Below are 25007 nucleotides of genomic sequence, written 5' to 3'. Positions count from 1 at the left end.
CTACAACCGAAGAGGACAACCATCATGGAAATCAGGCGCATCGGCACACAGCCCTCGGCGCAAGCCCCCGAAACGCGGTTCACGGGCCGCGTGCGGGTCGACACGCTCTTCAACGCGTCGGAGCCCGCGCGCGTCAAGGCTGCGAGCGTGACCTTCGAACCCGGTGCTCGAACGAACTGGCACAAGCATCCGCTCGGCCAGATGCTGATCGTCACCGCCGGCTGCGGTTGCGTGCAGCGCGACGGAGGGCCTGTCGAGGAAATTCGTCCTGGTGACGTCGTCTGGATCGAGCCGCACGAGAAGCACTGGCACGGCGCCACCGGGACGACCTCGATGACGCATATCTCCGTCTCCGAGGTGCTCGAGGGGCAACCGGTGGAATGGCTGGAAAAGGTCGCCGAGGTGCGCTGATGTCCTCTCCTGACGCCACTCGCCGAGGGCTCACACGCTGGGGGATGGCCGTCTGCGCTGCGGCCATGATGCTGGGCGCGCCCGCCGAGGGCCGGGCGGACACCTTCCCTTCGCGGCCGCTGCGTATCGTCGTGCCGGCCGCGGCAGGCGGCAACCTCGATCTCGTGAGCCGCAACCTGGCGCAGCAGCTGTCACAGCAGTTGAAGCAGCCGGTCGTGGTGGAGAACCGGCCCGGCGGCAACTACATGCTTGCGGTGGACGCCGTGTCCAGGTCCCCCGCGGACGGCTACACCTACTTGGCCATTGCGGATTCGTTTCTCTACACGCCGAGCCTGGCGCGCACGGCGACCTACGATCCGTTGAAGGACTTCGTGGGTGTCAGCCTTGTCGCCCGTGTGCCGTTGCTGCTGGTCGTGCATCCGGCAGTGCCTGTGACGACGGTGGCGCAATTGATCGACCTGGCCAGGCGCAGCCCCGGGGAGTTGACCTACGGCAGCTCCGGCAACGGCAGCACCGGGCACATCGCCGCAGCGCTGTTCAGTTCCATGGCGAACATCCGCATGACCCACGTGCCCTACAAAGGCAACGCGCCCGGCCTGATCGATGTGATGGGTGGGCGCACGTCGTTGATGTTCGACCCCCTGAGCACCTCGGTGGCGCACGTGAAGGCCGGAAAGCTCAAGGCGATCGGCGTCACCAGCGCTGCGCGTTCGCCCCTGGCGCCCGGTGTCGTGACGGTGGGCGAATCGGGCCTGCCGGGCTACGAATCGACGATCTTCAACGGCCTGGCCGCGCGCAGCGGCACCCCGCCCGAGATTCTTGAACGCATGAACGCCGAGATCCGCAAGGCCGTCCGGCAGCCGGAGTTCCGCGCGCGCATGGGGGAGCAGGGCGTGGAACTGGAGGCTAGTGAGTCGGCCTCGGCCTTCTCGGCGACGCTGCGCGAACTTTTCGCCAGGTACGCACGCATCGTCAAGGACGCCGGAATTCGCGCCGACTGACGACCGGCGCGCTGCACTGAAATTTCCTCATCGTGAAAGGACACGGACCATGAATATCGGATATGTAGGCCTGGGCAACATGGGCGGCGCGCTTGCCCGCCGGCTGCAACTCACGCACCCCCTGACGGTGTACGACCGAGACGCTGCGTCGGTGCAGCGCCTGGTCGACCGCGGCGCGACCCGCGCGGACAGCCTCGCGCACATCGCTGAGACATGCGACGTGATCGTTCTGTGCCTGCCGACCTCGGAGCACGTCCGCAGCGTGCTGTTGGGGCCGGAGGGCATTGGCGCCATCGCGAAACCCGGCACCTTGATCGTGGACCAGACCAGCGGCGACCCGACTGTGACGCGCGCCATCGCCGCCACACTGGCCGAGCGCGGCATCGACATGGTCGACGCACCCGTCAGCGGCGGGCCGGCCGGAGCCGATGCGGGCACCATCGCGATCATGGTCGGCGCGGCGCCGGCGCTGTTCGAGCGCATCGGACCGGTGTTGCAGGCGATCAGCCCGAACGTCTTCCATGCCGGAGACATCGGCTGCGGGCATGTCGTCAAGCTGGCGAACAACCTGCTCTCGGCCGGCACGCGACTGATGACGCTGGAAGCCATGGCGCTGGCCGTGAAGAACGGCGTGGCGGGCGAGAAGGCGCTGGACATCATGATGGCCAGTGGTGGTCGCAACTTCTGGATGGAGAAGTACATGGCCAACTACATCCTGACCGGCAAGCTGAAGGCGGCCTTCGCACTGGGCCTGCTCCACAAGGACGTGCGCCTGGCCTGTCAGCTCGGACAGGACTCCGGCATGCCCATGCTGTTCGGCAACCTGGCCAAGGACTTCTATCAGATAGCGTTGAACGAACACAGCTTCGAATCCCCGGTTAACGTGGTCGCGCTGACCATGGACCGCATTGCCGGGAGCCATGTCGTGCCCGACGGCTACAGCGTCACGTGAGGGCGAAAAGAAGATGCCGCACCGCAAGCTGCTGCTCTCCGTGGCGTCGGCGGCGGTCATGGCCTGGCTGCCTGCCGCCGCACAGGCGCAGGCCTGGCCGAGCCGGCCCATCAAGCTGATCGTTCCCTACGCCGCAGGGGGCGGCACCGACGTGATCGCGCGCCATATCGCCACACGTCTTTCGGCCCGGCTTGGGCAACCGCTCGTCATCGAGAACAAGGCGGGCGCGGGCGGCGCCATCGGGTTCGAGGCTGGCATCAAGGCGCCGCCCGATGGCTACACCCTGGTGTTCATCACGAGCGCGTACGCGACCAACGCCGCGACCGGACGAAAGATGGCCTACGACCCCGTGCGCGACATCGCGCCGATTGCACAGGTTGGCAAGACCTCGTTGCTCATCGCGGTGCCGGCCGACTCGCCCGTCAAGACGCTGAAGGACCTGGTCGACATGGCGCGAGCCCAGCCGAACCGGATCACCTATGGCTCCAGCGGCATCGGGTCGATGAGCCATCTGGGCATGGAGATGCTGGCCGCCGATGCCAAGCTGCACTTCGTGCATGTGCCCTACAAGGGCATGTCGCCGGCGTTCGCCGACATGATGGGCGGGAGCCTGCATGCGGGCCTGGCCACCTACGCCACGACCTCCGGCTACCTCTCTGGCGGCAAGCTGCGCGGCATCGCCGTGACCGGCGCTCGGCGCGATCCGTTCATGCCCGACTTGCCGACCACGGGAGAAGCCGGCTTTCCGAACTTCCGCATCGAGTTCTGGTGGGGATTCGTCGGGCCGAGCCGGCTGCCACCGGTCGTCGTGCAGCGGCTGAACACCGAGATCAACGCGATCCTGGCCCAGCCCGAAACAACGGCAGGCCTGGCTCGTGAGGCGGCCGTGCCGGTGGTGGGCACCCCTGAAGCATTCGGTCGGCTGATCGCGGCCGACGTGGCCCACTGGTCGCGACTCGTCAAGGACAACGGCATCCAGGTGGATTGAGGCGCTGGCACTGGTGCTGCGGTTGCGGTTAACCCGCAGTCGCAGCAGCGGTCTCAGTCGATCAACTGTCGGCCCTTGAGCACGTCCTCTGCGACCTTGAAGGCATCGCCAGCGGCGGGAAGGCCGCAGTACACGGCGGTGTGCAGCAGGATTTCGCGCAGTTCATCCACGGTCACGCCGTTGTTCAGTGCACCCTCGAGGTGGTTGCGCAGCTGGTTCGGCCGGCCCAGCGCCGTCAGCATCGCGATGTTCAGGATGCTGCGCAGCTTGGGCTCGATGACGCCACGTGCCCACACGCGGCCGAAGCACACCTCTTCGGAATAGTCGTTCAGCGCTGCGGTGAACGCGTTCTTCTTCTTGTCCTTGCCTTCGACATAGCCCTCGCCCATGAGCTCGTTCATGATCTTGCGACCGGTCTGTTTGGCGTCCATGATGGTTCTCCTTGATTGGGTTGTCGTCAGTCGCGGGCGAGGGTTTTCTTCACCTCTTCGGCAGACACCTTGATATGCACACCTGCGCGCTCGTTCTGCAGTTGCATGGGCGAGCGTGAATCGCGGTCGCCCCAATCACGGTCGAGCGCGGCCTGGAAGTCTTCCATGGCACGTTCGGCGTACTTCATGGGCACGTCGAGCTCGCGGCCCAAGTCCAGCGCCAGCGTGAGGTCCTTGTGTGCAAGCCGTAGCGCGAAGCTCGCCGGTTCGTATTTGTCCTGCAGGTACTGATCGCCGATGCGGTCGAAGGTGCGCGAGCGGCCGATGGCGCCCTGGCGCACCGCATGCCACAGCTCGAGCGGGTCCATGCCGCCCTTGACACCCAGGCTGAAGACCTCGGCGATCATCATGCGCATGGTGATGCTGGCGCAGTTGTGCACGAGCTTGGCCACGTTGCCCGCACCGATGTCACCCACATGCAGCACCTGGTCGCCGATGGCATCCAGCAGCGCTTTGTGTCGCTCGAAGATGGCCTTGTCACCGCCCACGTAGATGGCCAGCTTGCCGGCGTTGGCACCGGCGGGGCCGCCGCTGACCGGCGCGTCGAGCAGCGCGATGCTTTTTTCGACAAAGTGCTTGTGCACCTCGCGAACCACGGTGGGCGAGTTGGTGGTCAGGTCGAACCAGGCGCTACCTGGCTGCATGGCGTCCAGCAGCGTGACGCCGACCTGTCGCATGTCCTTGGGGCCGGGGACGGAAGTGAATACGACTTCTGCGCCTGCGGCTGCATCGGCCACCGACTCCGCCCAGCGCGCGCCGGCGGCAACGTGGCGCGAAGCGCTCTCTTTTCGAAGGTCGCGCACGGCGACCTCGTGGCCGGCCTTGACGAGGTTGAGCGCCATGCCCGCGCCCATGGTGCCGAGTCCGATGAATCCCAATTTCATGTTGTCTCCTGTAGTGAGTGGATGGTCGTGTGTGCTTCGTGTGCACAGGCCGTGTGCCGACCCGACGAGCGCAGTCTAGAAATCGCGCTCTCGCTGCGTCCATGGCTTTTTTCCGCAGCTCGCGTCCGAAGAATCGAAAGGATGCGAGAGGGCCCGCGTGTCGGCGCCAAGGGGCAGTTCATCTTCAGGAAACCCGTAGACGAGCTTTCGGATTTCGCCATGGACTTGACCCTGAGGCGCTTTCACACTTGCCGACGAAGGAGACCCGATGAGCAACACTGAAAAGAAGAGCGCGCCACCCGTGCGCATCCGCATGCAGATCGCCGGCCGATGGCGTGATGCCGAACAGGTTCATGAGGTGCGCGATCCGTACCGTGGCGACATCGTCGCCATGGCGCCTGTGTCCACGCTGCAGGATGCGGAAGATGCACTGGAATCCGCGCGCAAGGCCAAGACCGCCATGGCAGCATTGCCGGGGCACGAGCGTGCCAAGTTGCTGCATCGGGCCGCCGACCTGGTGGGCGCCCGCACGCAGGCACTTGGCCTGACCATGGCACGCGAGACCGGCAAGGCCTTGCGCGATGCGATCGTCGAGGTGCAGCGCGCTGCCGAACTGATGCATCTGTGCGCCGAGGAAGCCGTGCGTATCCAGGGCGAACACATCCCCATGGACGCCAGCACCATCGGTGCCGGAAAGATCGCGATGCTGATGCGCTACCCGGTCGGTGTGGTCACGGCCATCACGCCGTTCAACGGACCGATCAGCCTGGCCGCGCACAAGCTGGGTCCGGCACTGGCGGCGGGCAACAGTCTCGTCCTCAAGCCTTCGCCGAAAGCGCCGCTGTGCGCGCACCAGTTCGTCGAGACCGTGCTGGAGGCAGGCTTCCCCGAGGGGGCGATCAACACCATCTACGGCGACGCGGTGGGTCCGAAGATCGTCAGCGACTCGCGCGTGGATTTCGTCAGCTTCACCGGCTCGATCCGCGTGGGAAAGATGATTCGCGATGCGGTGGGCATGAAGCGCGTGGCGCTCGAGTTGGGTGGTGTGGGGCCGACCTTCGTGCACCATGATGCCGACCTTCTGGCGGCCGCCAAGGCCTGCGCGCGCAACGGCGTCGCGCTCGCCGGCCAGAGCTGCGTGTCGGTGCAGAACGTCTACGTGCACAAACAGGTGCACGACCGTTTCGTCGAGGCGGTTTGCCAGGAAATCGATGCCATCCGTTTCGGCGATCCGCTGGACCTGTCGACCGACGTCGGCACGCTGATCGACGAGGAAGCCGCGATCCGCGTGGAGCGAATGATCGGCGAGGCCATCGAAGCTGGCGCACGCCCTTTGCGTGGCTTCACGCGACGTGGTGCGCAGCTCGATGCCACCGTGTTGAGCCGGGTGAATCCCGCAATGCGCGTGGTCTCGGACGAAATCTTCGGGCCCGCCTTCAGCATCCAGCCGTATGAAGACATCGTGCCGCTGTTCAATTCGATCAGCGAGAGCCCCTATGGCCTGCAGTGCGGCATCTTCACAAACTCGCTGGACCTGGCGCTGTCGGCGATCCGCACCGTGCGCACGGGCGGCGTGATCGTGAACGGAACCTCGCGCTGGCGCTCGGACCAGATGCCGTACGGCGGCGTGAAGGACAGCGGCATCGGGCGCGAAGGGCCGAAGTTCTCGATCCGCGACATGACGGAAGAGCGCCTCTTCGTGCTGAACTGATCCCTGCGTGGAGAGAACCGTATGCGAATGACCGCTGCCGTCCTGTACGAACAGGGCTTGCCGTCGCCTTATGTCTGCAGCCAGCCACTGAAAATCGAAGAGGTGGAGCTGGACGGCCCGGGCGAGGGCGAAGTGCTGGTCGAGGTGCGCGCGGCCGGGCTGTGCCATTCGGACCTGTCCCAGGTGGCGGGCCTGCGCAAGCGCACGCTGCCGGTGGTCATGGGCCACGAGGGTGCCGGCATCGTGCGCGAGGTGGGGCGCGGCGTCGCGGGCCTCCAGCCGGGAGACCATGTCGTCATGACCGTGGGCTCGGGCTGCGGCGCCTGCGACTACTGCGTCAACAGCCGCCCGGTGCTGTGCGATCTCGTTGGCGCTACGCGCGCCAAGGGCGTGCTCATGAACGGCGCGCGGCGCCTGGCACGGGGCGCGATGGGGATTTACCACCACAGCGGCGTGTCATCGTTCGCGCAATACGCCGTCACGGTGCCGGGCTCCCTGGTCAAGGTCGACCCTGCGATCCCATTCGACGTGGCCGCCATGTTCGGTTGCGCGGTCGTGACCGGCGCCGGCTGCGTCTTCAACGCGGCCCACGTGCGGCCGGGACAGAGCATTGCCGTCGTCGGCCTGGGTGGCGTCGGCTTCAACGCCGTCATGGCCGCACGCATCGCCGGTGCTTCGACGATCGTGGGCATCGACCTCAACCCTGCCAAGTTCGCGCTGGCCAGGGAGCTGGGCTGCACGCACACCGTCTCCGCCCTGGATGACAAGGTGGTGGAGACGGTGAGGGACCTGACGCACGGCGGCGTGGACTTTGTGTTCGAAATGTCGGGCAGCAAGGCCGGCATGGCCACGGCCTACGCCATCGCGCGCAAGGGCGGCGAGATCGTCTGCGTGGGGCTCGGCGCGTCGAGCGATCAGTACTCCTATCCGCACACGGCACTGGTCGGCGAAGAGAAGGTCATCCGGGGCTCGCTGATGGGCAGCTGCGTGCCGCAGCGTGACTTGCCGTTGTACATGCGCTACTACCAGGAGGGGCGCCTGCCGGTGGAGCGGCTCATGAGCGGCACCTTCGGCTTCGACCACCTGAACCTGAACCTCGACCGGCTGGAGCACGGCGAAGTGCTCCGGCAGGTGCTTCGCCCGCACGGCTGAACACGACGGTCGACATCGGCCGTTCAATGATTTTTCTGGAGACGACAACACATGCGGATGACAGCAGCGGTGATGTATGAACAGGGGCTGCCCGCTCCCTTTGCGCAGAGCCAACCGTTCAGGATCGAAGAAGTGGAACTCGACGGCCCAGGCGAAGGCGAGGTGCTGGTCGAGGTGCGCGGCGCGGGCCTGTGCCACTCCGACCTGTCGGTGGTCCAGGGCCAGCGCAAGCGACCGCTGCCGGTGGTCGGCGGGCACGAAGGCGCCGGCATCGTGCGCGAGGTGGGGAAGGGCGTGCACGGACTGCTGCCCGGCGATCACGTGGCCATGGCCGGCGTGGCGGGCTGTGGCCTGTGCCGCACCTGCCTGGCCGGCCGACCGGGGGTGTGCCAGGCTGTTGCGGCGGCGCGCTCCGAAGGCATGCTGGCCACCGGTTCGCGGCGGCTACGCCTTGCCGACGGTGGGCGTCTGAATCACTACAGCGGCATCTCGGTCTACGCGCAATACGCCGTGGTGGTGCCCCAATCGCTGATCAAGATCGATCCTGCCGTGCCGCTGGACATCGCCGCGCTCTTCGGTTGCGCCGTGGTCACGGGGGCCGGTGCGGTGTTCAACAGCGCCAAGGTGCAACCGGGCGCCAGCGTGGCGGTCATCGGCCTGGGCGGTGTGGGACTCACTGCCGTCATGGCGGCGCGCGAAGCCGGGGCGGGACGGATCGTGGGCATCGACGTCCTGCCTTCTAAGTTCGAGCTGGCGCGCGCGGTGGGTGCCACCGAGTGCATCGACGCGCGCGATCCGACGCTCGTGCAGCAGGTGATGGACCTCACGAACGGAGGCGTCGACCATGCGTTCGAAATCTCCGGGCATCCGTCCGCCTTGGTCATGGCCCAGGCCATCACGGTGCGTGGGGGCGAGGTGATCGGCGTCGGTGTTGGAAATTCCAGCGAGACCTTCACCGTGCCTCACCTGTCATGGGTCTGCGAAGAACGTGTGCTGCGGGGTTCCTTCATGGGCGGGGGCGTGCCGCAGAAAGACGTGCCGCGCTATGTCGATCTCTTCCTGCGCGGGCGGCTGCCGGTGGACAAGCTGCGCAGCGAGCGCATCGGCTTCGACAAGCTCAACGAAGGTTTCGATCTGCTGAAGGGTGGGGGTGTCGTGCGCCAGGTCGTGTTGCCGCACGGCGCGTGATCTTGCTGCGACGGCCGCGGGGTCACGGCGCAACCGGCGGCGCTGCTTCGGCCACCCCGTCGCTTGCGGTCTTTCGCCCAGCCGATTCCGCTGCGGCAAGTTCGGCGGGAGTCAGCACATAGGCAGGGTTATCGGCCAACAATTCGATCGCTACATCGATGAAAGCGCGTGCACGCGCCGGCACCGAGGTGCGATTCCCGTAGTAGATGAACACCCCCGACTTGTCGGCAACGTGCTCCACGAGCAGCGGAACCAGCCGGCCTGCGCGAATGTGCGGCGCGGCCGCCACGCCGGTCAACGACCCGATCACGTGTCCGGCCAGCACGGCTTCGGTTTCCAGCGCCTCGTCGTTCACGGTCAGGGCGGGGGCGACCTGGAGCTCGACCAGGTCGGTGCCATTCTTGACGTACCAGGGCAGCACGCGACCCGTACCGGGATTGCGGAACGCGCTGCAGCGGTGGGCCGACAGCTCGACGAGGCTCTTCGGCGCGCCATGCAACTTCAAGTATGCGGGCGATGCACAAATGATCAGTTGCAAGGTAAAGAGCCGGCGAGCGATCACGCCTTCCACCGGGGAGGGTCCGATACGGAACCCCACATCGACCCGGTCCTCCACCCAGTTGCCGATCCGGTCGTCCAGTTGTACATCGGGCTGCACTTCGGGATAGCGTCGACAAAAGGTGTCAAGCAGGTGCCACAACACGGGCGCGAAGACTGACAAGGGCGCTACCACGCGCAAGGGCCCGCTGATGCCGTCCTTGGCCTGGCGCGTCGTCTCCAATGCCCGCTGCATGCCGAGCAAGGAGGGCCGGGCAGCCTCGAGAAAGTGCCTGCCCTCATCAGTCAGCGCCATGCTGCGCGTGGTGCGATGAAAAAGGCGCACCCCTAAATGCTTCTCAAGCTGCGCCAACGCTTGGCTGGCTGCCTGCGGTGTCATGCCCTGCGCGGCGGCGGCCTGACGCAGGCTGCCCAGCTCGGCTGTCTTCACGAACGTCGCAATGGAGCGCAACTCGTTGATCGGCATCTGGCCCTTCGCAAAAAACCATTATCAAGTGCGGCTTGCCAGTCCGACAACCGTTCCCGACCTAGTTGTGGGGGAAGGTGCGGCCTAAAGTCTTTCGACTCACGCCGGGCAATCGCCCCACCTTGGACAAGAACACCATGACCACTCACGATGCTTTTCAGATCTCCCGGCGCGGCCTGCTGAAGGCCGGAGCCGCCACTGCCTCCGTGCCCGCGCTTTCCGGCGCGACGACAGCCGCCGCCGCACCGGCGCGCGTCACCGGCACACCAGAGGCGACGCCGGTCAATCTCACCGTCAACGGCCGCCCGCACCGGCTGGTGCTCGACACGCGCACCACCCTGCTCGACGCGCTGCGCGAACACCTGCATCTCACCGGCACGAAGAAAGGCTGCGACCATGGCCAGTGCGGCGCCTGCACCGTCATGGTCGATGGTCGGCGCATCAACGCCTGCCTGACGCTGGCGGTGATGCACGAGGGGGCCAGCGTCACGACCATCGAGGGCCTGGGCCAGCCCGGTCACCTGCATCCGATGCAGGTTGCCTTCGTCAAACACGATGGCTACCAGTGCGGCTACTGCACACCGGGCCAGATCTGTTCGGCCGTTGGCGTGCTGCAGGAGATCGAACAAGGCATTCCAAGTCACGTGAGCGGCGACCTCACCGTCAAGCCGTTGCTCTCGCCCGCCGAGTTGCGCGAACGCATGAGTGGCAACATCTGCCGCTGCGGCGCCTACAGCAACATCGTCGATGCGATTACCGAAGTTGCGGGGGTGAAGGCATGAAACGCTTCAGCTACGAACGGGCGACATCGCCTGCACAGGCCGTTGCCGCCGCTGCCCGCACGTCAGGCGCGCGCTTTATCGCAGGCGGCACCAACCTGCTCGATCTGATGAAACTCGAGATCGAGACACCCGCACACCTGATCGACGTGAATGGCCTTGGGCTCGACCGCATCGAGCCAACGACTGAAGGCGGGCTGCGCATCGGCGCTCTGGTGCGCAACACCGACCTGGCCGCACATGCGAGCGTGCGGCGCGACTACGGACTGCTGTCTCGCGCGCTGCTCGCCGGCGCATCGGGCCAACTGCGCAACAAGGCGACGACTGCCGGTAATCTGCTGCAGCGCACGCGCTGCCCGTATTTCTACGACACGAACATGGCCTGCAACAAGCGCCAGCCGGGCAGCGGCTGCGCGGCGATCGGTGGGGTCAACCGGCAACACGCGGTCGTCGGCGCCAGCGATGCTTGTATCGCGACGAATCCGAGCGATATGGCGGTCGCGATGCGCGCGCTCGACGCAACGGTCGAGACGCTGCGGCCCAACGGCGCGCGACGCACCATCCCGATCGCGGATTTCCATCGCCTGCCCGGCCACACGCCGCATGTGGAAACTGCGCTGGCCCCTGGTGAACTGATCACGGCGGTTCAGTTGCCGGCGCCGGTCGGCGGCCGACAGGTCTACACAAAGGTGCGCGACCGCGCGTCGTATGCCTTCGCGTTGGTGTCGGTCGCTGCGATCGTTCAGCGCGACGGCACCGGCCGCGTGGCGCTGGGCGGCGTCGCGCACAAGCCGTGGCGCGTCGAAGCAGCCGAGCGTGACCTGCCGCGCGGCGCCAAGGCGGTCACGGCGGCGCTGCTGGCCGATGCCCGGCCGACCGAACACAACGCCTTCAAGGTCACGCTGGTGGAGCGCACCCTCGATGCGGTGCTGACGGACGCAAGGAACTGAGTGATGAAATTCGATACCCCTGCCACCACCAATCCGATTGACCAACTCAAGGTGATCGGTAAACCCGTCGACCGCATCGACGGCCCGCTCAAGACCACTGGCATCGCGCCCTATGCCTACGAGCGGCATGACGTGGCGCCCCATGCTGCGTACGGCTATATCCTCGGTGCCGCGATCGCCAAGGGGCGTGTGACGGCGATCGACCAGAGCCGCGCCAAGGCGGCGCCCGGTGTGATCGCCATCGTCACCGCCGACAACGCAGGCAAGCTGGGCAAGGGCCAGTTCAACACCGCCAGGCTTCTCGGCGGGCCGAACGTCGACCACTATCACCAGGCCATCGCGCTCGTCGTCGCCGAGACCTTCGAACAGGCCCGCGCTGCGGCGCAGTTGCTGAAGGTGAGTTATGCGCGCGCCGAGGGCGCCTTCGATCTGGCAGGTGCCAAGGCATCGGGCCCGAAGACGACTGATCGCGACAACAAGGTCGGCGACTTCGCTATCGCCTTTGCCGGAGCCGAGGTGCAGCTCGACCAGAGCTACAGCACGCCCGACCAGTCGCACGCGATGATGGAACCCCATGCAACCACGGCTGCCTGGCAAGGCGACCGCCTCACCGTCTGGACTTCCAACCAGATGATCGATTGGACGGTCGGCGACCTGGCCCTGACGCTCGGGATGCCGAAGGAGAAGATCCACCTGATGTCGCCCTACATCGGCGGCGGCTTCGGCGGCAAGCTGTTCCTGCGAGCCGACACCGTGCTGGCCGCCATTGGCGCCCGTATTGCGCAGCGGCCGGTCAAGGTGGCGTTGCAGCGGCCCCTTGTCGCCAACAACACCGTGCATCGGCCGGCCACCATCCAGCGCATTCGGCTCGGCGCCAACCGGCAGGGCAAGCTCACCGCCATCGGCCACGAGAGCTGGTCCGGCAACCTGGTCAACGGCAAGCCCGAAAACGCAGTGCAGCAGACACAATTGCTGTATGCAGGTGCGCACCGGCTGACAGGAACGAGGCTCGCCGTGCTCGACCTGCCCGAAGGCAATGCGATGCGCGCGCCGGGCGAGGCGCCGGGCTTGATGGCTTTGGAAATCGCGATGGACGAGATGGCCGAGCGTCTCGGCCTCGACCCCATCGAGTTCCGCGTGCTGAACGACACGCAGGTGGACCCGGCCAAGCCGGAGCGACGTTTTTCCGAACGCCAGCTGATCGAATGCATGCGCCTCGGCGCAAAAACCTTCGGCTGGGAGCGGCGCAGCGCCAAGCCCGCGATGCGGCGTGAAGGCCGCGCGTGGGTCGGCATCGGCATGGCTGTCGCCTTCCGCAACAACCAGGTCGCCAAGTCGGGCGCCCGCGTGCGCCTTGACGGACGCGGCGTCGTCACGGTCGAGACCGACATGACGGACATCGGCACCGGCAGCTACACGATCATTGCGCAGACCGCTGCCGAGATGATGGGGGTGCCGCTGGAGCGCGTGGTCGTGAAGCTCGGTGACTCGGCTTTCCCGGTGTCGGCCGGCTCCGGCGGCCAGTGGGGCGCCAATTGCTCGACAGCCGGCGTGTACGCCGCATGCGTGAAGCTGCGCGAAGCCGTGCTGCAGCGCGCGAGCCTGCCGGCCGACGCCAGCTTCGCGGACGGCATGGTGCGCGCCGGTGGCCGCAGCGTGCCGCTCGGCGAGGTGGCGGGCGAGGGGGGGCTTGTCGCCGAAGACACCATCGAGTTCGCCGAACTGAGCAAGCAATACCAGCAGTCGACCTTCGGCGCGCACTTCGTCGAGGTGGCGGTCGATGCCTACACGGCCGAAGTGCGCGTGCGCCGCATGCTGGCGGTGTGTGCGTCGGGTCGTATCCTCAACCCGAAGTCGGCACGCAGCCAGGTGATCGGCGCGATGACGATGGGGGTGGGCGGCGCGCTGATGGAAGAGCTTGCAGTCGACAAGCGGTTGGGCTTTTTCGTCAACCACGACCTGGCGGGCTACGAGGTGCCCGTGCATGCCGACATCCCGCACCAGGAGGTCATCTTCCTTGACGAGGCGGATGCGATCTCGTCGCCAATGAAGGCCAAGGGTGTCGGCGAACTGGGGCTGTGCGGCGTCGGCGCCGCCGTGGCCAACGCTGTCTACAACGCGACTGGTGTGCGCCTGCGCGACTACCCGCTCACGCTGGACAAGCTGATTGGGCGCATACCGTCGACAACGGCTTGAAACTCTGACGGTATCCCGTTGCGCGCCTTGATCGCTGGGCTGGCAAGCTGACCGCTCGGCCAAGCCGCGCAAGCCTCGGCTAACGGAAGCCTAGCTTGTCCGTCCGGAAGTGCTTGTCCTGGCCGCGAACCTTTCCCGTTGAGGAAACATGCGGGGTGGTGGTCGATTGAAAAGGGCACAGCTGCTGCCTAGAAGCCGTCTGTGGGCGGCCGCTTTGGACGGATTGCCGTGCCAAGACCGCATCAGGGAGCCGGCGCACTGGCGTCGCGTTCGCGCATCCAGCGCCAGAGTGTTGAACGGCTTACGCCGAGTTGCCGGGCCGCGGCCTGTCGATTGCCGCCCTGGGCCTGCAGCGCCGCGGCCACGCGTGCAGCGCTCAATCCGGTGCTGTCGGCCGCATTGGGTTCTGCATCGACGAACAGTTCCGGCAGGTCGTGCCGCAGATCGTCGTAGCGGACATCGTCGAGGCGGTCGAACTGCATGAGGAACACCGCGATGCGTTCGCCCAGGTTTTCCAGCTCGCGGATGTTGCCGGGCCAGTCGTAGGCGCGCAGGCGCGGCAGCAGCGGGGCGAGCGCGCGGGCCGGGTCCAGATGCGTGCCCAGTCGCTGCAGGCAGCGGCCGACCTGCGCTTCGGCCAGCGGCGCGATGTCTTCGCGCCGCTCGCGCAGGGGCGGCAGCGGCAGGCGCAGCGTGTTGAGTCGGTAGAACAGGTCTTGCCGGAAGCGGCGCTCGGCAATCATGTCGTTCAGCGGCTGGTGCGTGGCGGCGATCACGCGAACGTCGACCGGGATGGCGGCCGTGGCACCGAGCCGCGTGATCTCGCGCTCCTGCAGCACGCGCAGCAGGCGCGTCTGCAGCTGCAGCGGCATGTCGCCGATCTCGTCGAGGAAGAGGGTGCCCGTGTGCGCTGCCTCGAACAGGCCGCGCTTGCCGCCGCGGCGTGAGCCGGTGAAGGCGCCTTCTTCGTAGCCGAACAGCTCGCTTTCCAGCAGCGCTTCCGGAAACGCCGCGCAGTTGACGGCGACGAAGGGCCGCCCCGCGCGCACGCTCTCGTTGTGGATGGACTGCGCGAACAGCTCCTTGCCGACGCCGCTCTCGCCGGCGATCAGCACCGTGAGGTCGGTGCGCGCAAAGCGCCGGGCGGTCTGCACGGCGCGCACGAAGGCCGGGCTCTGGCCGATCAGGTTGGCGAATCGGTGGCGCGCTGCGCTCTGGCGCCGGCCCTGCTGGATGCGCAAGCTGGTGTCGGCCTCCTGGATCGTGCGGGCGTCGTAGAGGGTCAGCGCCGCGCCGACGATCTCGCCATGCTCGCGGATCGGCGTGCGGTTGACCACCCAGTCGCGCTGCGCAAAGCGCTGCACCACGGCGCGCTCGACCTGTCCGCTGTCGAGCGTAGGTTGCAGCGACAGCTCGGGTTCGATCGCCTCCAGCGACTGGCCGATGAGCCGCGCGTGCGACTGGCCCAGCAGCTGCTGCATCGGAGGGTTCACTGCGATCACGCGGTTGTCGCGGTTCACAGCGAGCACGGCCTCCTGCAGGTTGTGCAGCACGCCGTTGAGCTGCTCGTAGCGGCCGGCTTCGAGCCGCGCGACGCGCGCGAGTTCGAGCGCGTCCTCGAAGCCCTTGCGCACACTGCCCAGCGAGTAGGCGAGCAGTCCGTGCAGGCCGGCCTGCTCCGCCAGTTCGACGACCAGGCTGGAGCCAACGATCACCTCGAAGCCCTCGCGCCGCAGCTGCTCGAAGCGCTGGCGCGCGTCGTCGGGCGTCTGGTAGGCGTGCTGTATCACCTCGATGTTGAGCAGGTCCTTCACCTCGTCGAGTTCGGGGATGGTCTGGCCGTACATGACCACGCCGACACGGCTGGACATGCGCCGTGCCTTGATGAGCGCCTGCAGCAGGTCGAAGCCGCTCAGCTGGATGGTGGCCACCGGCGCCTGCAGGCCGGCGCGCAGGATGCTCGCGTTCGAGCCCGCGCTCACGAAGGCATCGACCAGGCCGCGCTCCAGGCGGTCGCGCGCGATGGCGAGCGCGTCGCCGAAGGTGCCGTCGACCACCTCGATCTCGGCGCGGCCGGTGTACTCCGCCACCACCGGCATCGCGAACCCGCGGATCTGCCGGTAGCTCAGGAAACACAGGCGCGGCAGCTCGGCGCTGCGCACGGAAGCCGGGAACAGGTGGGGTGAGGGGCGGTCGTTGAGCATGTCGCATTGAAACATAAGGGCGTTTCATCTATGTCGCAGTGCGACGCGAGGTGGCGGCCGACAGAACATCAATGCCTTGTAAATCAAGCACTTGCGAGCGACCCGGGCGCTGGCACGGCCCCTGCAGTAGCTGGGCATTCGCCAACCTTTCGGAGACATTGAACGTGGCACTCAAACACATCACCGTGCTGGACCTGACGCACATGCTGTCCGGCCCTTACGGCACCATGCTGCTGGCCGACCTGGGCGCGCGCACCATCAAGGTCGAGCCGCCGGGCAGCGGCGAGGGCACCCGCCGCCTGCTGGAGAACGACCCGCACTATTCGCGTGACGGCATGGGGGCGTACTACCTCACGCTCAACCGTAACAAGGAGAGCGTGTGCGTCGACCTCAAGACGCCGGCCGGCAAGGCGGTGTTCCTCGACCTCGTGCGCAAAGCCGACGTGGTGTTCGACAACTTCAGCGTCGGCGTGACCGAGAGGCTGGGCATCGACCATGCGTCGCTTGCCGCTGTGAACCCACGCATCGTCACCTGCTCCGTCACCGGCTTCGGGCAGACCGGCCCGAACACGCAGCGCCCGGCCTTCGACCAGGTGGTGCAGGCGATGGGCGGTGGCATGTCGATCACCGGCACGCCGGAGACGGGGCCCACGCGCAGCGGCATCCCGATCGGGGATCTGGGCGGCGGCATGTTCGGCGCCATGGGCGTGCTGGCCGCGCTGGTGGAGCGCGACCAGACCGGCAAGGGCCAGCACGTCGACATCTCGATGCTCGACGCGCAGATCTCGCTGCTCAACTACATGGCGACGATGCACCTGCTGTCGGGCCACGTGCCCGAAGGCATCGGCAACGGCCACTTCGTGCATGTGCCCTACAACAGCTACCCGACGGCCGACGGCCACGTGATCATTGCCTGCATCGGGGACCCGTTCTTCGACCGTTTTGTCGAGTTCATCGACCTGCCGGCGCTGCGCAAGCCCGCATACCGCCAGCAGCCGGTGCGCTTCGCAGCCAAGGCCGAGATCGATGCGGTGGTCGGCGAAGCGATGCGCAAGCAACCGACCGCGCACTGGCTCGAACGCCTGCGCGAGGCACGCATTCCCTGCGGCCCGGTCAACAACTTCGAGCAGGCGCTCAACGATGCGCAGGTGCTGGCGCGCGACATGGTCGTCGAGGTACCGCTGAAGACCGGCGAGCGCGTGCGCATGCCGGGCAACCCGATCAAGCTGTCGGCGGCCGACCAGGGCAGGGCATTCACCTGCCCGCCCGCGCTCGGTGAAAACACGCGGCAGGTGCTGGTCGACCTCGTCGGCTACGCCCCCGACAAGCTCGAAGCACTGCGTGCCGAAGGGGCGATTGCATGAGTGCGAAGGAAGCGATCCACATCACCGACGTCGCACCGCGCGACGGCTTGCAGAACCAGGCGGTCGACGTCGGCACCGAAGGCAAGCTGCGCCTCATCGAACTGCTGGTCGAGGCCGGCCTGCGCAGCATCGAGGTGACCAGTTTTGTCTCGCCGAAGGCCGTGCCGCAGATGGCCGACGCCGCCGAGCTCGCGGCGCAGGTGCAGGCGCGCTTCGCTGCGCTGCGCACCTCGGTGCTGGTGCCCAACCTCAAGGGGCTGGAGCGCGCGCACGCGGCCGGCGCGAAAGAGATCGCCGTCGTGCTCTCGGCCACCGAGACCATGAACCGCAAGAACATCAACATGGGCCTGGACCAGGCGACCGAAGTGAGCGAGCAGACCCTGGCCGCCGCGCGCGCGCTGGGCCTGCGCACGCGCGCCTACGTGGCCGTGGCCTTCGACTGTCCCTTCGAGGGTGAGACGCCGCTGGACGAAGTGCTGCGCCTGTCGGCCCGCATGCACGCGGCGGCGGCCGACGAGATCGTCATTGCCGACACCATCGGCTCGGCCTCGCCGGGCCAGGTGAAGGCGCGCATGGCGGCGCTGCGCGGCGTGGTGCCGGTCGAGCGCCTCGCGGTGCACCTGCACGACACGCGCGGCATGGGCGTGGCCAATGCATGGGCGGCGCTCGAAGCCGGCGTGCGCCGTTTCGACGCGAGCGTCGGCGGCATCGGCGGCTGTCCGTTTGCGCCCGGCGCCGCCGGCAACGTGGCGACCGAAGACCTCGTGCTCATGGCCGAGCGCAGCGGATTTTCCACCGGCATCTCGCTCGCCGGCCTGCTGGCAGCGGTCGACTTTGCACAGGACGCGCTGCACAAGCCGCTCGGCGGCCGCGCCATCACCTGGCTGCGCCGCCAGCGCGACAAGGACACCCACGACAACACCCGGAGACTTGCATGAACCCCACCTTCCACCTTCCTCATCCCAACCGGCGCCAGATGCTCGCCGGCCTCGCGTCGCTCGCCGCTGTCGGCACGGGCGGCAGCGCCTTCGCGCAAGGCGCCAAGTACCCGAGCAAGGCCGTCACGCTCGTGGTGCCGTATTCGGCCGGCGGCGGCACCGACATCGTGGGCCGCCTGATGGCGCAGCGCCTGTCGGAGCTGTGGGGCCAGTCGGTGGTGGTCGACAACCGCACCGGCGCCAACGGCGTGATCGGCTCCAGCACCGTGGCGCGCGCGGCGCCCGATGGCCACACGCTGCTGCTCGTGGTGGGCTCGCACGCGGTCAACCCGGTGCTGATGAAGTCGCTGCCCTACGACACCGACAAGGCCTTCACGCCCATCACCAACATCGCGAACTCGCCGTCGGTGCTGGTGGTGCAGGCCAACGGCCCCTACAAGACGCTGGCCGACCTGCTGGCCGCCGCTCGCAAGGACGAGCTGGGCTGCGGTTACTCGGAAGGGCAGACGCGCCTGACCGGCGAACTGATCCGCCAGGTCGGCCACCTCAAGCTGACCGGCGTGCCCTACAAGGGCGGCGCGCCGATCATGGTCGACATCATCGGCGGCCACCTGCCGATGGGCGTGACCAGCGTGCTCACGGCGCTGCCGCACGTGCGCTCGGGCGCGTTGCGCGTGGTGGGCGTTGCGGCCGATCGCCGCATGCCGCTGTTCCCCGATGCGATGACCTTCAAGGAGGCGGGCTTGAACGGCGTCGAGTCGCTGAGCTGGTACGGCCTGTTCGGCCCGGCCGGCCTGCCGGCGCCGATCGTGGCGCAGATCAACCAGGACCTGAAGAAGGTCACGACCGACCCCGCGGTGCAAAAGCAGATGCACGACCAGGGCGCCGACATCACGCTCACGCCACCGGCCGAGTTCCGCACCTTCCTGGCGAGCGAGACGAAGAAGTGGGCGCTCGTCGCGCAGCGCGGCGGCATCACGGCGGAGTAAGCGGGCATGGCGAACCCCATCCTCCGACAGAAGCTCGACCGCGGCGAGTTCATCGTCGCGCCCGGCCTGCACGACATGATCGCCGCCACCGTGGCGAACAAGGTCGGCTTCGACATCGTCTACGGCACGGGCTACTGGCTCACCGCTTCGAGCCTGGGCCTGCCCGACGCGGGCATTGCCACCTACACGCAGATGCTCGACCGCATGGCGACGCTGGTGCGCACGAGCCAGGGGGCAGTCATCGCCGATGCCGACACCGGCTACGGCGGGCTGCTGAACGTGCACCACACGGTGCGCGGCTACGAGGCGGCAGGCGTCACGGCCATCCAGCTCGAAGACCAGGAGTTTCCGAAGAAGTGCGGCCACACGCCCAACAAGCGCTGCGTGCCGACGCAGGACATGGTTGAGAAGATCAAGGTGGCCGCGCAGGCGCGCGAGGACAAGGACAACTTCCTCATCATCGCCCGCACCGATGCGCGTGCATCGCTGGGTGTCGACGAGGCGATGCGCCGCCTGGAAGCGTATGCCGAGGCCGGTGCCGACATCCTGTTCTTCGAGGCGCCGCAGTCCGAGGAAGAAATGCGCAAGGCCTGCGCCGCGTTCGACACGCCGATGCTGGCCAACATGGCCGATGGCGGCACGACGCCGATCCTGCCCGCTAACGTGCTGGAGGAGATCGGCTTTGCGCTGGCCATCTACCCCTCGCTCACCAGCCTGTCGGCCGCCGCGGCGATGGAGCGTGCGTTGAGCCACCTCAAGCACGGCGGCACGAGCCAAGTGCCCGAAGTTCCCTTGTTCGACTTCAACGAGTTCTGCGGTCTCATCGGCTTTCAGGACGTGTGGGATTTCGAGAAACGCTGGGCGCGCTGAAGATTCAATCAACAAAAGAACGGAGACAAAAAACCATGACGAACAACTACAACGCCTCGCGTCGCCGCTTGCTGGCACTGGCCATGGCGACCACTGGTGCGCTTGCGATCGGCTTCACCGCAACGCCGGCGCACGCGCAGCAGGACTACCCGAACAAGCCGATCCGCCTTGTCGTGCCTTTCACGCCCGGCGGCGTGACCGACACAGGCGCGCGCGTCGTGGCCGAGCGCCTCGGTGCGCGGCTGGGCCAGCAAGTAGTGGTCGACAACCGGCCCGGTGCTTCAGGCAACATCGGCACGCAGATGGTCGCGGCCGCGGCGCCCGACGGCTACACGCTGGTGCTGGGCTTCGACGGTACGCTGGTCATCAACCCGCACGTGTTCGCGAAAGTCCCGTTCGACACCGTGAAAGACTTCGTGCCTGTCAGCAAGATCGGTGATGCGGTGCTGGTCATCGTCACGCACCCCTCGGTGCCCGCGAAGACCTTGCCCGAACTCATCGCGTATTCGAAGACCAACCCGGGCGGCTTGTCGTACGGCAGCTCCGGCACGGGGGGCACGCCCCACATCGCCGCTGAAATGCTCAAGGTGAAGACGGGCGCAGAGTTCATCCACGTGCCCTACAAGGGCGGCGGCCAGGCCATGACCGACGTGGTCGGCGGCCAGCTGCCGATGCTCTACACCGCCGTGGCCGGTGCGCTGCCCTTTATCGAAAGAGGGCAGGTGCGCGCCATCGCGATCTCGAGCGCGCAGCGGCTGCCGTCGCTGCCCAACGTGCCGACCGTGGGCGAAACCGTGCCCGGCTTCGAAGCGAGTTCGTGGATCGGGCTCCTCGCACCCGCCAGGACCCCCAAGCCCATCGTCGACCGCATCCAGCGCGAGCTGCATGCCGTGGTGAACGAGCCGGCGGTCAAGGAGCGCCTGGCCAAGCTGGGGATCACGTCGGTGGGGAACACGTCAGCGGAGTTCGGGCAGCAGATCCAGGCGGACCTGAAGAAGTACGCGGATGTCGTGAAGGCGGCGGGGATCAAGATTGATTGAGCTGCGATTCGAAGGTTGAAGGCGCCGCGGACCCGCGGGGCACCGCAGGCGTGGACTCTGCGCGCCGATATCACCGGCGCGGACTTTGTCTTGAGGGTGCCGATCGTCTCGATGAGAATAGACCCCCGGTGGCGCGAGGCGAATGCGGTCAACATCAGGCGCCTCTCTGTGCTTTCCCTCTAGCGATAGCGGTCTCGGGAGGCAATACCACCGCGTTCTTCACCGCCAGGATTTCCGCCATCACGCTCACCGCAATCTCAGGCGGCGTCTTGCTGCCGATGAAGATGCCGATGGGCCCGCGCAGACGCGCAAGCGATGCGGTCGTCTGGTTGAAGTGCTCGATCATGCGGTCGCGCCGCGCGTCGGCGTTGCGGCGCGAGCCGATGGCGCCCACGTAGAAGGCCTCGCTCTGCAACGCTTCGAGCAGCGCGAGGTCGTCGAGCTTGGGGTCGTGCGTGAGCGCGACCACGCAGCTGCGGCGGTCGGGCTTGAAGGCCAGCACGGCGTCGTCGGGCATCTCGGTCGTGATCGTCACGCCGGACAGCGTCCACGCGGTGCGGTACTCGGCGCGCGGGTCGCACAGGGTCACGGCGAAGCCGCTGAACTTGGCCATGGTCGCCAGGTACTCGGCAAGCTGGCCGGCGCCGATCAGCAGCATGCGGTACTCGGGGCCGAAGGTGTTGGTGAGCTCGGTGTCGTTCACCGTGAGCTCGTCGGGCGCGGTCGCCTCGGCCAGCCGCACCGCGCCGGTGGCCAGCGTCACCGTGCGGCGCATGAGCTTGCCGCGTTCGAGTTCGGCGACCAGCGTGTCGAGCGCGTCGGCGTCGGGCGCGTATTCGAGCAGCAGCTCGAGCGTGCCGCCGCAGGGCAGCCCGAAGCGGTGCGCCTCGTCTGCCGTGATGCCGTACTTGACGAGCGCGGGCGGTGTGCCCAGCGGCACGTCTTCGCCCTCGCCGTGGGCGTGGCTGTAGCGCGCGATGAGGTCGTCCTCGATGCAGCCGCCCGAGACCGAGCCGACCACGGCGCCGTCCTCGGCCAGCGCCATGATCGAGCCCACGGGCCGCGGCGACGAGCCCCAGGTGCCCACCACGGTGGTCAGCAGCGCGCGCTTGCCAGCACGCCGCCAGTCGCGCAGCGTGCGCAGCACCATGACGTCAAGATTTTCCATTCACTTTCATCCATACCCACGTTGGATCGCCGGAAACCGGACGCAGCTGTGAGGGGGCCGACGATCAATAGCTCGCAACCCGCATCGTGGACTAGTGGTGCGTCTGCTGTTTGAGTGCGGTCCGGCTAGAGTTACGCCTGCTTGTCACACGCGATGCTAGACACGTTGGCCCTACGATTCTCCGCCCTCGGTGTGATCGAGGAGGTGTTTGCGCAGGCGACTGGCGGTTGCTTCCCTTTGGCCCAACGACCATGAAAGAAATCCTCTTCCAGATTTCGCACCGAGATCGCCCTGGATGACAAGACGCTCCAGTGACGGTGGCCGCTCCGCTTCGTAGGTGAGACTCGGCAGGACGTGGCTCATGATCGACTGCGTGAGGTCAAGCCCGATGTAATCAGCGTTCTCCATGGGGCCGAGCACGGCCAAGCGCCGGCCAAAGGTTCCTCGAACGATGATGTCCAGGGTTGAGGCGTCGCATACACCAGCTTCGACGAGTTTCATGGCCTCGCGCCACATGGCAAATTGCAGTCGGTTTCCGACATAGCCCGGCACATCTCGGTCGAGGCGCACGGGTTGCTTACCCACAGATCGAAGCCAGTCCATCAGGCAGCCAAGCACGGAAGCCTCCGTATCCGGACCGGCGACGACCTCCACGACGTCGATAAGGTGGGCTGGATTCCACCAATGAGCGCCCACAAGCTTGCGTGCATCCGGCAATCCGGCTGCGATTTCTCGGATCGAGATGACCGAAGTGTTGGTTGCCAGCACTGCCTGCCCGGCCGCCTCGGACGCTGCACACAAGATCTGTTGCTTGACGTCGAGGCGTTCGGCGACCGCTTCCAGTACCAGTTCTACCCCGTCGACACATTGCGACAACGATTCAAATCCAGCGACCGTCCCAGTGATGGGGCCGCAGTCCTTTGCGCATTCTTCGAGCCGGGAATCGAGCTCGTTCAAGGCATTGGGTGATGAGTCATAAACGCGCACATTGCAGCCATGTCGCGCAAATACATAGGCAATCGCGTGCCCCATCAAACCTGCCCCAAGAACGGCTACGTTTCTCAGTGCAGGGAGTTGAGGAATAGCAACACTGGGCGAAGTCTGTGTCATGAGCGCATCTGAAAAAGTGTGACTGTTTGCCGATCTCGGCGGAATGCATCGGGCTGATCACGATGTGCTGGACCGAATGTCTTGCAGACGGGGAGTGGCCGGCGTCGCCGGTCACTTGCGGCGAAAAATGGGCGACAAGAAGCCGCCGATTTGGACGTTCTACCGTTCGATCTGGCCCATCGGGTCTTCGTCGTGCAGGGGCTTGCAGCTGTGAAGCCCATCAGCTCAGAAGTCAAAGAGGAACGACGAGGCCTTTGTCGACTACGGTCTTATCGTCGAGGGTCAGTGTGCAGTTGAGCAACGGCATGTCGAAGTGCCCCATCGTATTTCGGGAGCCGCCCACTTCGGTGTTTGGGCCGGTTGAAAATTGGACATTGCCTGCAAAAGATCGTGGATCGGTGCCGCCGACGCGCAGTGGCTTTTTTCGGATGGCAAACCAGTCTGCGCGCGGGTCGACGCCCCAGCCAATGTGTGCGATTGCATAGGCTTCCGGATCGTTGAAGTTGGCCATCTCTGTGCGCAGGCGATCAGCGTCGGCACCGCCCTCGATAGCAGTGATGTAGCCACCCTTGATGGTCAGAGTGATCTGCGTTTCGACATAGTGGTTCAACGGCCAGATGAAGTCGTCCTTGTTGATGACGACGCGACCGTTGGCGGATTTTTCGTTCGGCCATGTGTAGAGGAAGGCGGAGGGCCAATGGTCCCACCGGCCCGGTTCGTCCGATACGCCGTACTGCGTGATCACGGGAAACTCGCCAATATCCATTTCCAAATCGGTGCCGAAAGCAGAAGTCAGCTTCAGTTTCTTTGCTGAGGAAAAGACCTTGGCGCTGGCGATGATGGACATCTTGAGCTCTTCGGTCGGTGGCCGCTCCTCAAGCACTGCAGGAGGTTCAAGCACCAGCATCATTCGAGCGCCAGCATTGAGGATTTCGACCTGCTCGGGAGAGTGCAGCAGCATGAGAAGGTCGATGATCAGATCTGCCTGCTTGAGACAGGCGAGTGCGACGGGTAAACCCGAGACCGGCGTGGTGCCCACAGTTTGAAGTCCATTCGGTCCCATCTTGGCCTGCGACGCAGGAACATGCAGTTGAAAGGGCCGGTTACCTAAGTTCTGCGCCGCGTTGAGCGCCGCCTTGACGTATTCAGGGGGGCTATTCGCTCCGGAAAGAACGATGACAGTCTCTTCAGGTTTCAGCTTGCAGCGGATGTATTGCTCTTGAAAAAGTGCAACAAGTTTTTCGGTTTGCATGGATTTATCCTCGAAAGTGAACGGTCGACCACATGAGATGGCGGGCTAGACAGGCCGAGTTGCGCAAAGCCTCGAAACGCACCGGCTGCGTCACTGGCATCCGGTCAAGGCCCCGACCCAGCACGTCCTACCGTCGGGAGCGGCGTATCTCGGACTTAGTTTTCTGCTCACACAACGCCAGGACTGCCTGTGCTGCAAGTCCCGCAGTTCTCCCTGCTTATTTAACTACGTTTCGTAGTAAAAATCCATACGAATCGTACATGAAGTCGTAGAATGATTGAGCACGGTCATGGGGCGACGCCGGGCGGTTGTCGATGCTTCGGGGCGATATGCAAGCACTGGAGC

Annotated in this window: 22 protein-coding genes; 15 read left to right on the top strand and 7 right to left on the bottom strand. The window is 66.2% G+C overall.

Going from position 1 to position 25007, the window contains the following annotated elements; all coding sequences use genetic code 11:
• Positions 1-24 precede the first annotated feature (24 nt).
• The 4 genes from AC3WQM_RS29485 (at position 25) to AC3WQM_RS29470 (ending at position 3352) form a co-directional block, all read left to right on the top strand.
• Positions 25-411, top strand: a complete 387-nt coding sequence (locus AC3WQM_RS29485; RefSeq protein ID WP_492683506.1) for a (R)-mandelonitrile lyase — start codon at positions 25-27, stop codon at positions 409-411.
• A 65-nt stretch (positions 412-476) separates the two neighbouring features.
• Positions 477-1412 (top strand): tripartite tricarboxylate transporter substrate binding protein, encoded by a 936-nt coding sequence (locus AC3WQM_RS29480; RefSeq protein ID WP_492683505.1) that lies wholly within the window; start codon positions 477-479, stop codon positions 1410-1412.
• A gap of 16 nt (positions 1413-1428) precedes the next feature.
• Positions 1429-2364, top strand: a complete 936-nt coding sequence (locus AC3WQM_RS29475; protein WP_492683554.1) for an NAD(P)-dependent oxidoreductase — start codon at positions 1429-1431, stop codon at positions 2362-2364.
• 13 nt (positions 2365-2377) lie between these two features.
• Positions 2378-3352 (top strand): tripartite tricarboxylate transporter substrate binding protein, encoded by a 975-nt coding sequence (locus AC3WQM_RS29470; RefSeq protein ID WP_492683504.1) that lies wholly within the window; start codon positions 2378-2380, stop codon positions 3350-3352.
• Between the two features lie 53 nt (positions 3353-3405).
• On the opposite strand, the gene AC3WQM_RS29465 is transcribed toward AC3WQM_RS29470, so the two are convergent.
• Together AC3WQM_RS29465 and AC3WQM_RS29460 are read right to left on the bottom strand one after the other, a co-directional pair.
• Positions 3406-3783: a carboxymuconolactone decarboxylase family protein gene (locus AC3WQM_RS29465; protein WP_492683503.1), complete on the bottom strand. Its 378-nt coding sequence runs from the start codon at positions 3781-3783 to the stop codon at positions 3406-3408.
• Positions 3784-3809: 26 nt separating this feature from the next.
• Entirely contained in the window at positions 3810-4727 is a 918-nt protein-coding gene (locus tag AC3WQM_RS29460) for an NAD(P)-dependent oxidoreductase (protein ID WP_492683502.1), read from the bottom strand.
• Positions 4728-5028: 301 nt separating this feature from the next.
• Between AC3WQM_RS29460 and AC3WQM_RS29455 the strand changes: the two genes are divergently transcribed.
• From AC3WQM_RS29455 to AC3WQM_RS29445, 3 genes are read left to right on the top strand one after another with little or no spacing between them, the layout of a single operon-like run.
• Entirely contained in the window at positions 5029-6438 is a 1410-nt protein-coding gene (locus AC3WQM_RS29455; protein WP_492683501.1) for an aldehyde dehydrogenase family protein, read from the top strand.
• Between the two features lie 21 nt (positions 6439-6459).
• Positions 6460-7590, top strand: coding sequence for a zinc-binding dehydrogenase (locus tag AC3WQM_RS29450; protein WP_492683500.1), 1131 nt, complete (start codon positions 6460-6462; stop codon positions 7588-7590).
• A gap of 51 nt (positions 7591-7641) precedes the next feature.
• Positions 7642-8778, top strand: coding sequence for a zinc-binding dehydrogenase (locus AC3WQM_RS29445; protein WP_492683499.1), 1137 nt, complete (start codon positions 7642-7644; stop codon positions 8776-8778).
• 22 nt (positions 8779-8800) lie between these two features.
• On the opposite strand, the gene AC3WQM_RS29440 is transcribed toward AC3WQM_RS29445, so the two are convergent.
• Entirely contained in the window at positions 8801-9802 is a 1002-nt protein-coding gene (locus tag AC3WQM_RS29440; protein ID WP_492683498.1) for a LysR family transcriptional regulator, read from the bottom strand.
• A 137-nt stretch (positions 9803-9939) separates the two neighbouring features.
• On the opposite strand from AC3WQM_RS29440, the gene paoA reads away from it, so the two are divergent.
• From paoA to paoC, 3 genes are read left to right on the top strand one after another with little or no spacing between them, the layout of a single operon-like run.
• Complete coding sequence (gene paoA, locus AC3WQM_RS29435; RefSeq protein WP_492683497.1) at positions 9940-10584, top strand: aldehyde dehydrogenase iron-sulfur subunit PaoA; 645 nt, start codon at positions 9940-9942, stop codon at positions 10582-10584.
• Positions 10581-11531 carry an FAD binding domain-containing protein gene (locus tag AC3WQM_RS29430; RefSeq protein WP_492683496.1) on the top strand — a complete coding sequence of 317 codons (951 nt, stop codon included), beginning with the start codon at positions 10581-10583 and terminating at the stop codon, positions 11529-11531. The genes paoA and AC3WQM_RS29430 overlap by 4 nt, the downstream gene beginning before the upstream one ends.
• A gap of 3 nt (positions 11532-11534) precedes the next feature.
• Entirely contained in the window at positions 11535-13727 is a 2193-nt protein-coding gene (paoC, locus tag AC3WQM_RS29425) for an aldehyde oxidoreductase molybdenum-binding subunit PaoC (RefSeq protein WP_492683495.1), read from the top strand.
• 242 nt (positions 13728-13969) lie between these two features.
• Here the strand turns inward: paoC and prpR are convergent, their stop codons facing one another.
• A complete protein-coding gene (gene prpR, locus AC3WQM_RS29420; protein ID WP_492683553.1) occupies positions 13970-15931 on the bottom strand; it encodes a propionate catabolism operon regulatory protein PrpR in 1962 nt (653 codons plus the stop codon).
• Between the two features lie 164 nt (positions 15932-16095).
• Between prpR and AC3WQM_RS29415 the strand changes: the two genes are divergently transcribed.
• From AC3WQM_RS29415 to AC3WQM_RS29395, 5 genes are read left to right on the top strand one after another with little or no spacing between them, the layout of a single operon-like run.
• Positions 16096-17295, top strand: coding sequence for a CaiB/BaiF CoA transferase family protein (locus tag AC3WQM_RS29415; RefSeq protein ID WP_492683494.1), 1200 nt, complete (start codon positions 16096-16098; stop codon positions 17293-17295).
• The gene (locus AC3WQM_RS29410) at positions 17292-18233 is read left to right on the top strand and encodes a hydroxymethylglutaryl-CoA lyase (protein WP_492683493.1); all 942 of its coding nucleotides are present in this window, start codon (positions 17292-17294) and stop codon (positions 18231-18233) included. Before AC3WQM_RS29415 ends, AC3WQM_RS29410 begins: the two co-directional genes overlap by 4 nt.
• On the top strand, positions 18230-19222 hold the full coding sequence (locus AC3WQM_RS29405; RefSeq protein WP_492683492.1) for a tripartite tricarboxylate transporter substrate binding protein: 993 nt from the start codon (positions 18230-18232) through the stop codon (positions 19220-19222). Before AC3WQM_RS29410 ends, AC3WQM_RS29405 begins: the two co-directional genes overlap by 4 nt.
• Positions 19223-19228: 6 nt before the next feature.
• Positions 19229-20092, top strand: coding sequence for an isocitrate lyase/PEP mutase family protein (locus tag AC3WQM_RS29400; RefSeq protein WP_492683491.1), 864 nt, complete (start codon positions 19229-19231; stop codon positions 20090-20092).
• Between the two features lie 35 nt (positions 20093-20127).
• Positions 20128-21132, top strand: coding sequence for a Bug family tripartite tricarboxylate transporter substrate binding protein (locus AC3WQM_RS29395; protein WP_492683490.1), 1005 nt, complete (start codon positions 20128-20130; stop codon positions 21130-21132).
• Between the two features lie 154 nt (positions 21133-21286).
• Here AC3WQM_RS29395 and AC3WQM_RS29390 read toward each other — a convergent pair whose 3' ends face one another.
• The 3 genes from AC3WQM_RS29390 to AC3WQM_RS29380 all read right to left on the bottom strand — a co-directional run bounded on the left by AC3WQM_RS29390 (position 21287) and on the right by AC3WQM_RS29380 (position 24662).
• Positions 21287-22300 (bottom strand): XdhC family protein, encoded by a 1014-nt coding sequence (locus tag AC3WQM_RS29390; RefSeq protein WP_492683489.1) that lies wholly within the window; start codon positions 22298-22300, stop codon positions 21287-21289.
• A 171-nt stretch (positions 22301-22471) separates the two neighbouring features.
• On the bottom strand, positions 22472-23410 hold the full coding sequence (locus AC3WQM_RS29385) for a 3-hydroxyacyl-CoA dehydrogenase family protein (protein ID WP_492683488.1): 939 nt from the start codon (positions 23408-23410) through the stop codon (positions 22472-22474).
• A gap of 232 nt (positions 23411-23642) precedes the next feature.
• On the bottom strand, positions 23643-24662 hold the full coding sequence (locus AC3WQM_RS29380; RefSeq protein WP_492683487.1) for a 2,5-dihydroxypyridine 5,6-dioxygenase NicX family protein: 1020 nt from the start codon (positions 24660-24662) through the stop codon (positions 23643-23645).
• Between the last annotated feature and the right edge of the window lie 345 nt (positions 24663-25007).

It is taken from the genome of Variovorax sp. FW301-JW7, from assembly GCF_058788795.1.
The sequence above is the reverse complement of the archived record's forward strand: the minus strand, read 5'-3'. Positions and strand labels throughout refer to the sequence as shown.

Coding starts and splice junctions, on each gene's coding strand:
- AC3WQM_RS29485 (WP_492683506.1), top strand. CDS start 25: ATGGAAATCAGGCGCATCGGCACACAGCCCTCGGCGCAAGCCCCCGAA.
- AC3WQM_RS29480 (WP_492683505.1), top strand. CDS start 477: ATGATGCTGGGCGCGCCCGCCGAGGGCCGGGCGGACACCTTCCCTTCG.
- AC3WQM_RS29470 (WP_492683504.1), top strand. CDS start 2,378: ATGCCGCACCGCAAGCTGCTGCTCTCCGTGGCGTCGGCGGCGGTCATG.
- AC3WQM_RS29465 (WP_492683503.1), bottom strand. CDS start 3,783: ATGGACGCCAAACAGACCGGTCGCAAGATCATGAACGAGCTCATGGGC.
- AC3WQM_RS29460 (WP_492683502.1), bottom strand. CDS start 4,727: ATGAAATTGGGATTCATCGGACTCGGCACCATGGGCGCGGGCATGGCG.
- AC3WQM_RS29450 (WP_492683500.1), top strand. CDS start 6,460: ATGCGAATGACCGCTGCCGTCCTGTACGAACAGGGCTTGCCGTCGCCT.
- AC3WQM_RS29445 (WP_492683499.1), top strand. CDS start 7,642: ATGCGGATGACAGCAGCGGTGATGTATGAACAGGGGCTGCCCGCTCCC.
- AC3WQM_RS29440 (WP_492683498.1), bottom strand. CDS start 9,802: ATGCCGATCAACGAGTTGCGCTCCATTGCGACGTTCGTGAAGACAGCC.
- paoA (WP_492683497.1), top strand. CDS start 9,940: ATGACCACTCACGATGCTTTTCAGATCTCCCGGCGCGGCCTGCTGAAG.
- AC3WQM_RS29430 (WP_492683496.1), top strand. CDS start 10,581: ATGAAACGCTTCAGCTACGAACGGGCGACATCGCCTGCACAGGCCGTT.
- paoC (WP_492683495.1), top strand. CDS start 11,535: ATGAAATTCGATACCCCTGCCACCACCAATCCGATTGACCAACTCAAG.
- prpR (WP_492683553.1), bottom strand. CDS start 15,931: ATGCTCAACGACCGCCCCTCACCCCACCTGTTCCCGGCTTCCGTGCGC.
- AC3WQM_RS29410 (WP_492683493.1), top strand. CDS start 17,292: ATGAGTGCGAAGGAAGCGATCCACATCACCGACGTCGCACCGCGCGAC.
- AC3WQM_RS29405 (WP_492683492.1), top strand. CDS start 18,230: ATGAACCCCACCTTCCACCTTCCTCATCCCAACCGGCGCCAGATGCTC.
- AC3WQM_RS29400 (WP_492683491.1), top strand. CDS start 19,229: ATGGCGAACCCCATCCTCCGACAGAAGCTCGACCGCGGCGAGTTCATC.
- AC3WQM_RS29395 (WP_492683490.1), top strand. CDS start 20,128: ATGACGAACAACTACAACGCCTCGCGTCGCCGCTTGCTGGCACTGGCC.
- AC3WQM_RS29390 (WP_492683489.1), bottom strand. CDS start 22,300: ATGGAAAATCTTGACGTCATGGTGCTGCGCACGCTGCGCGACTGGCGG.
- AC3WQM_RS29385 (WP_492683488.1), bottom strand. CDS start 23,410: ATGACACAGACTTCGCCCAGTGTTGCTATTCCTCAACTCCCTGCACTG.
- AC3WQM_RS29380 (WP_492683487.1), bottom strand. CDS start 24,662: ATGCAAACCGAAAAACTTGTTGCACTTTTTCAAGAGCAATACATCCGC.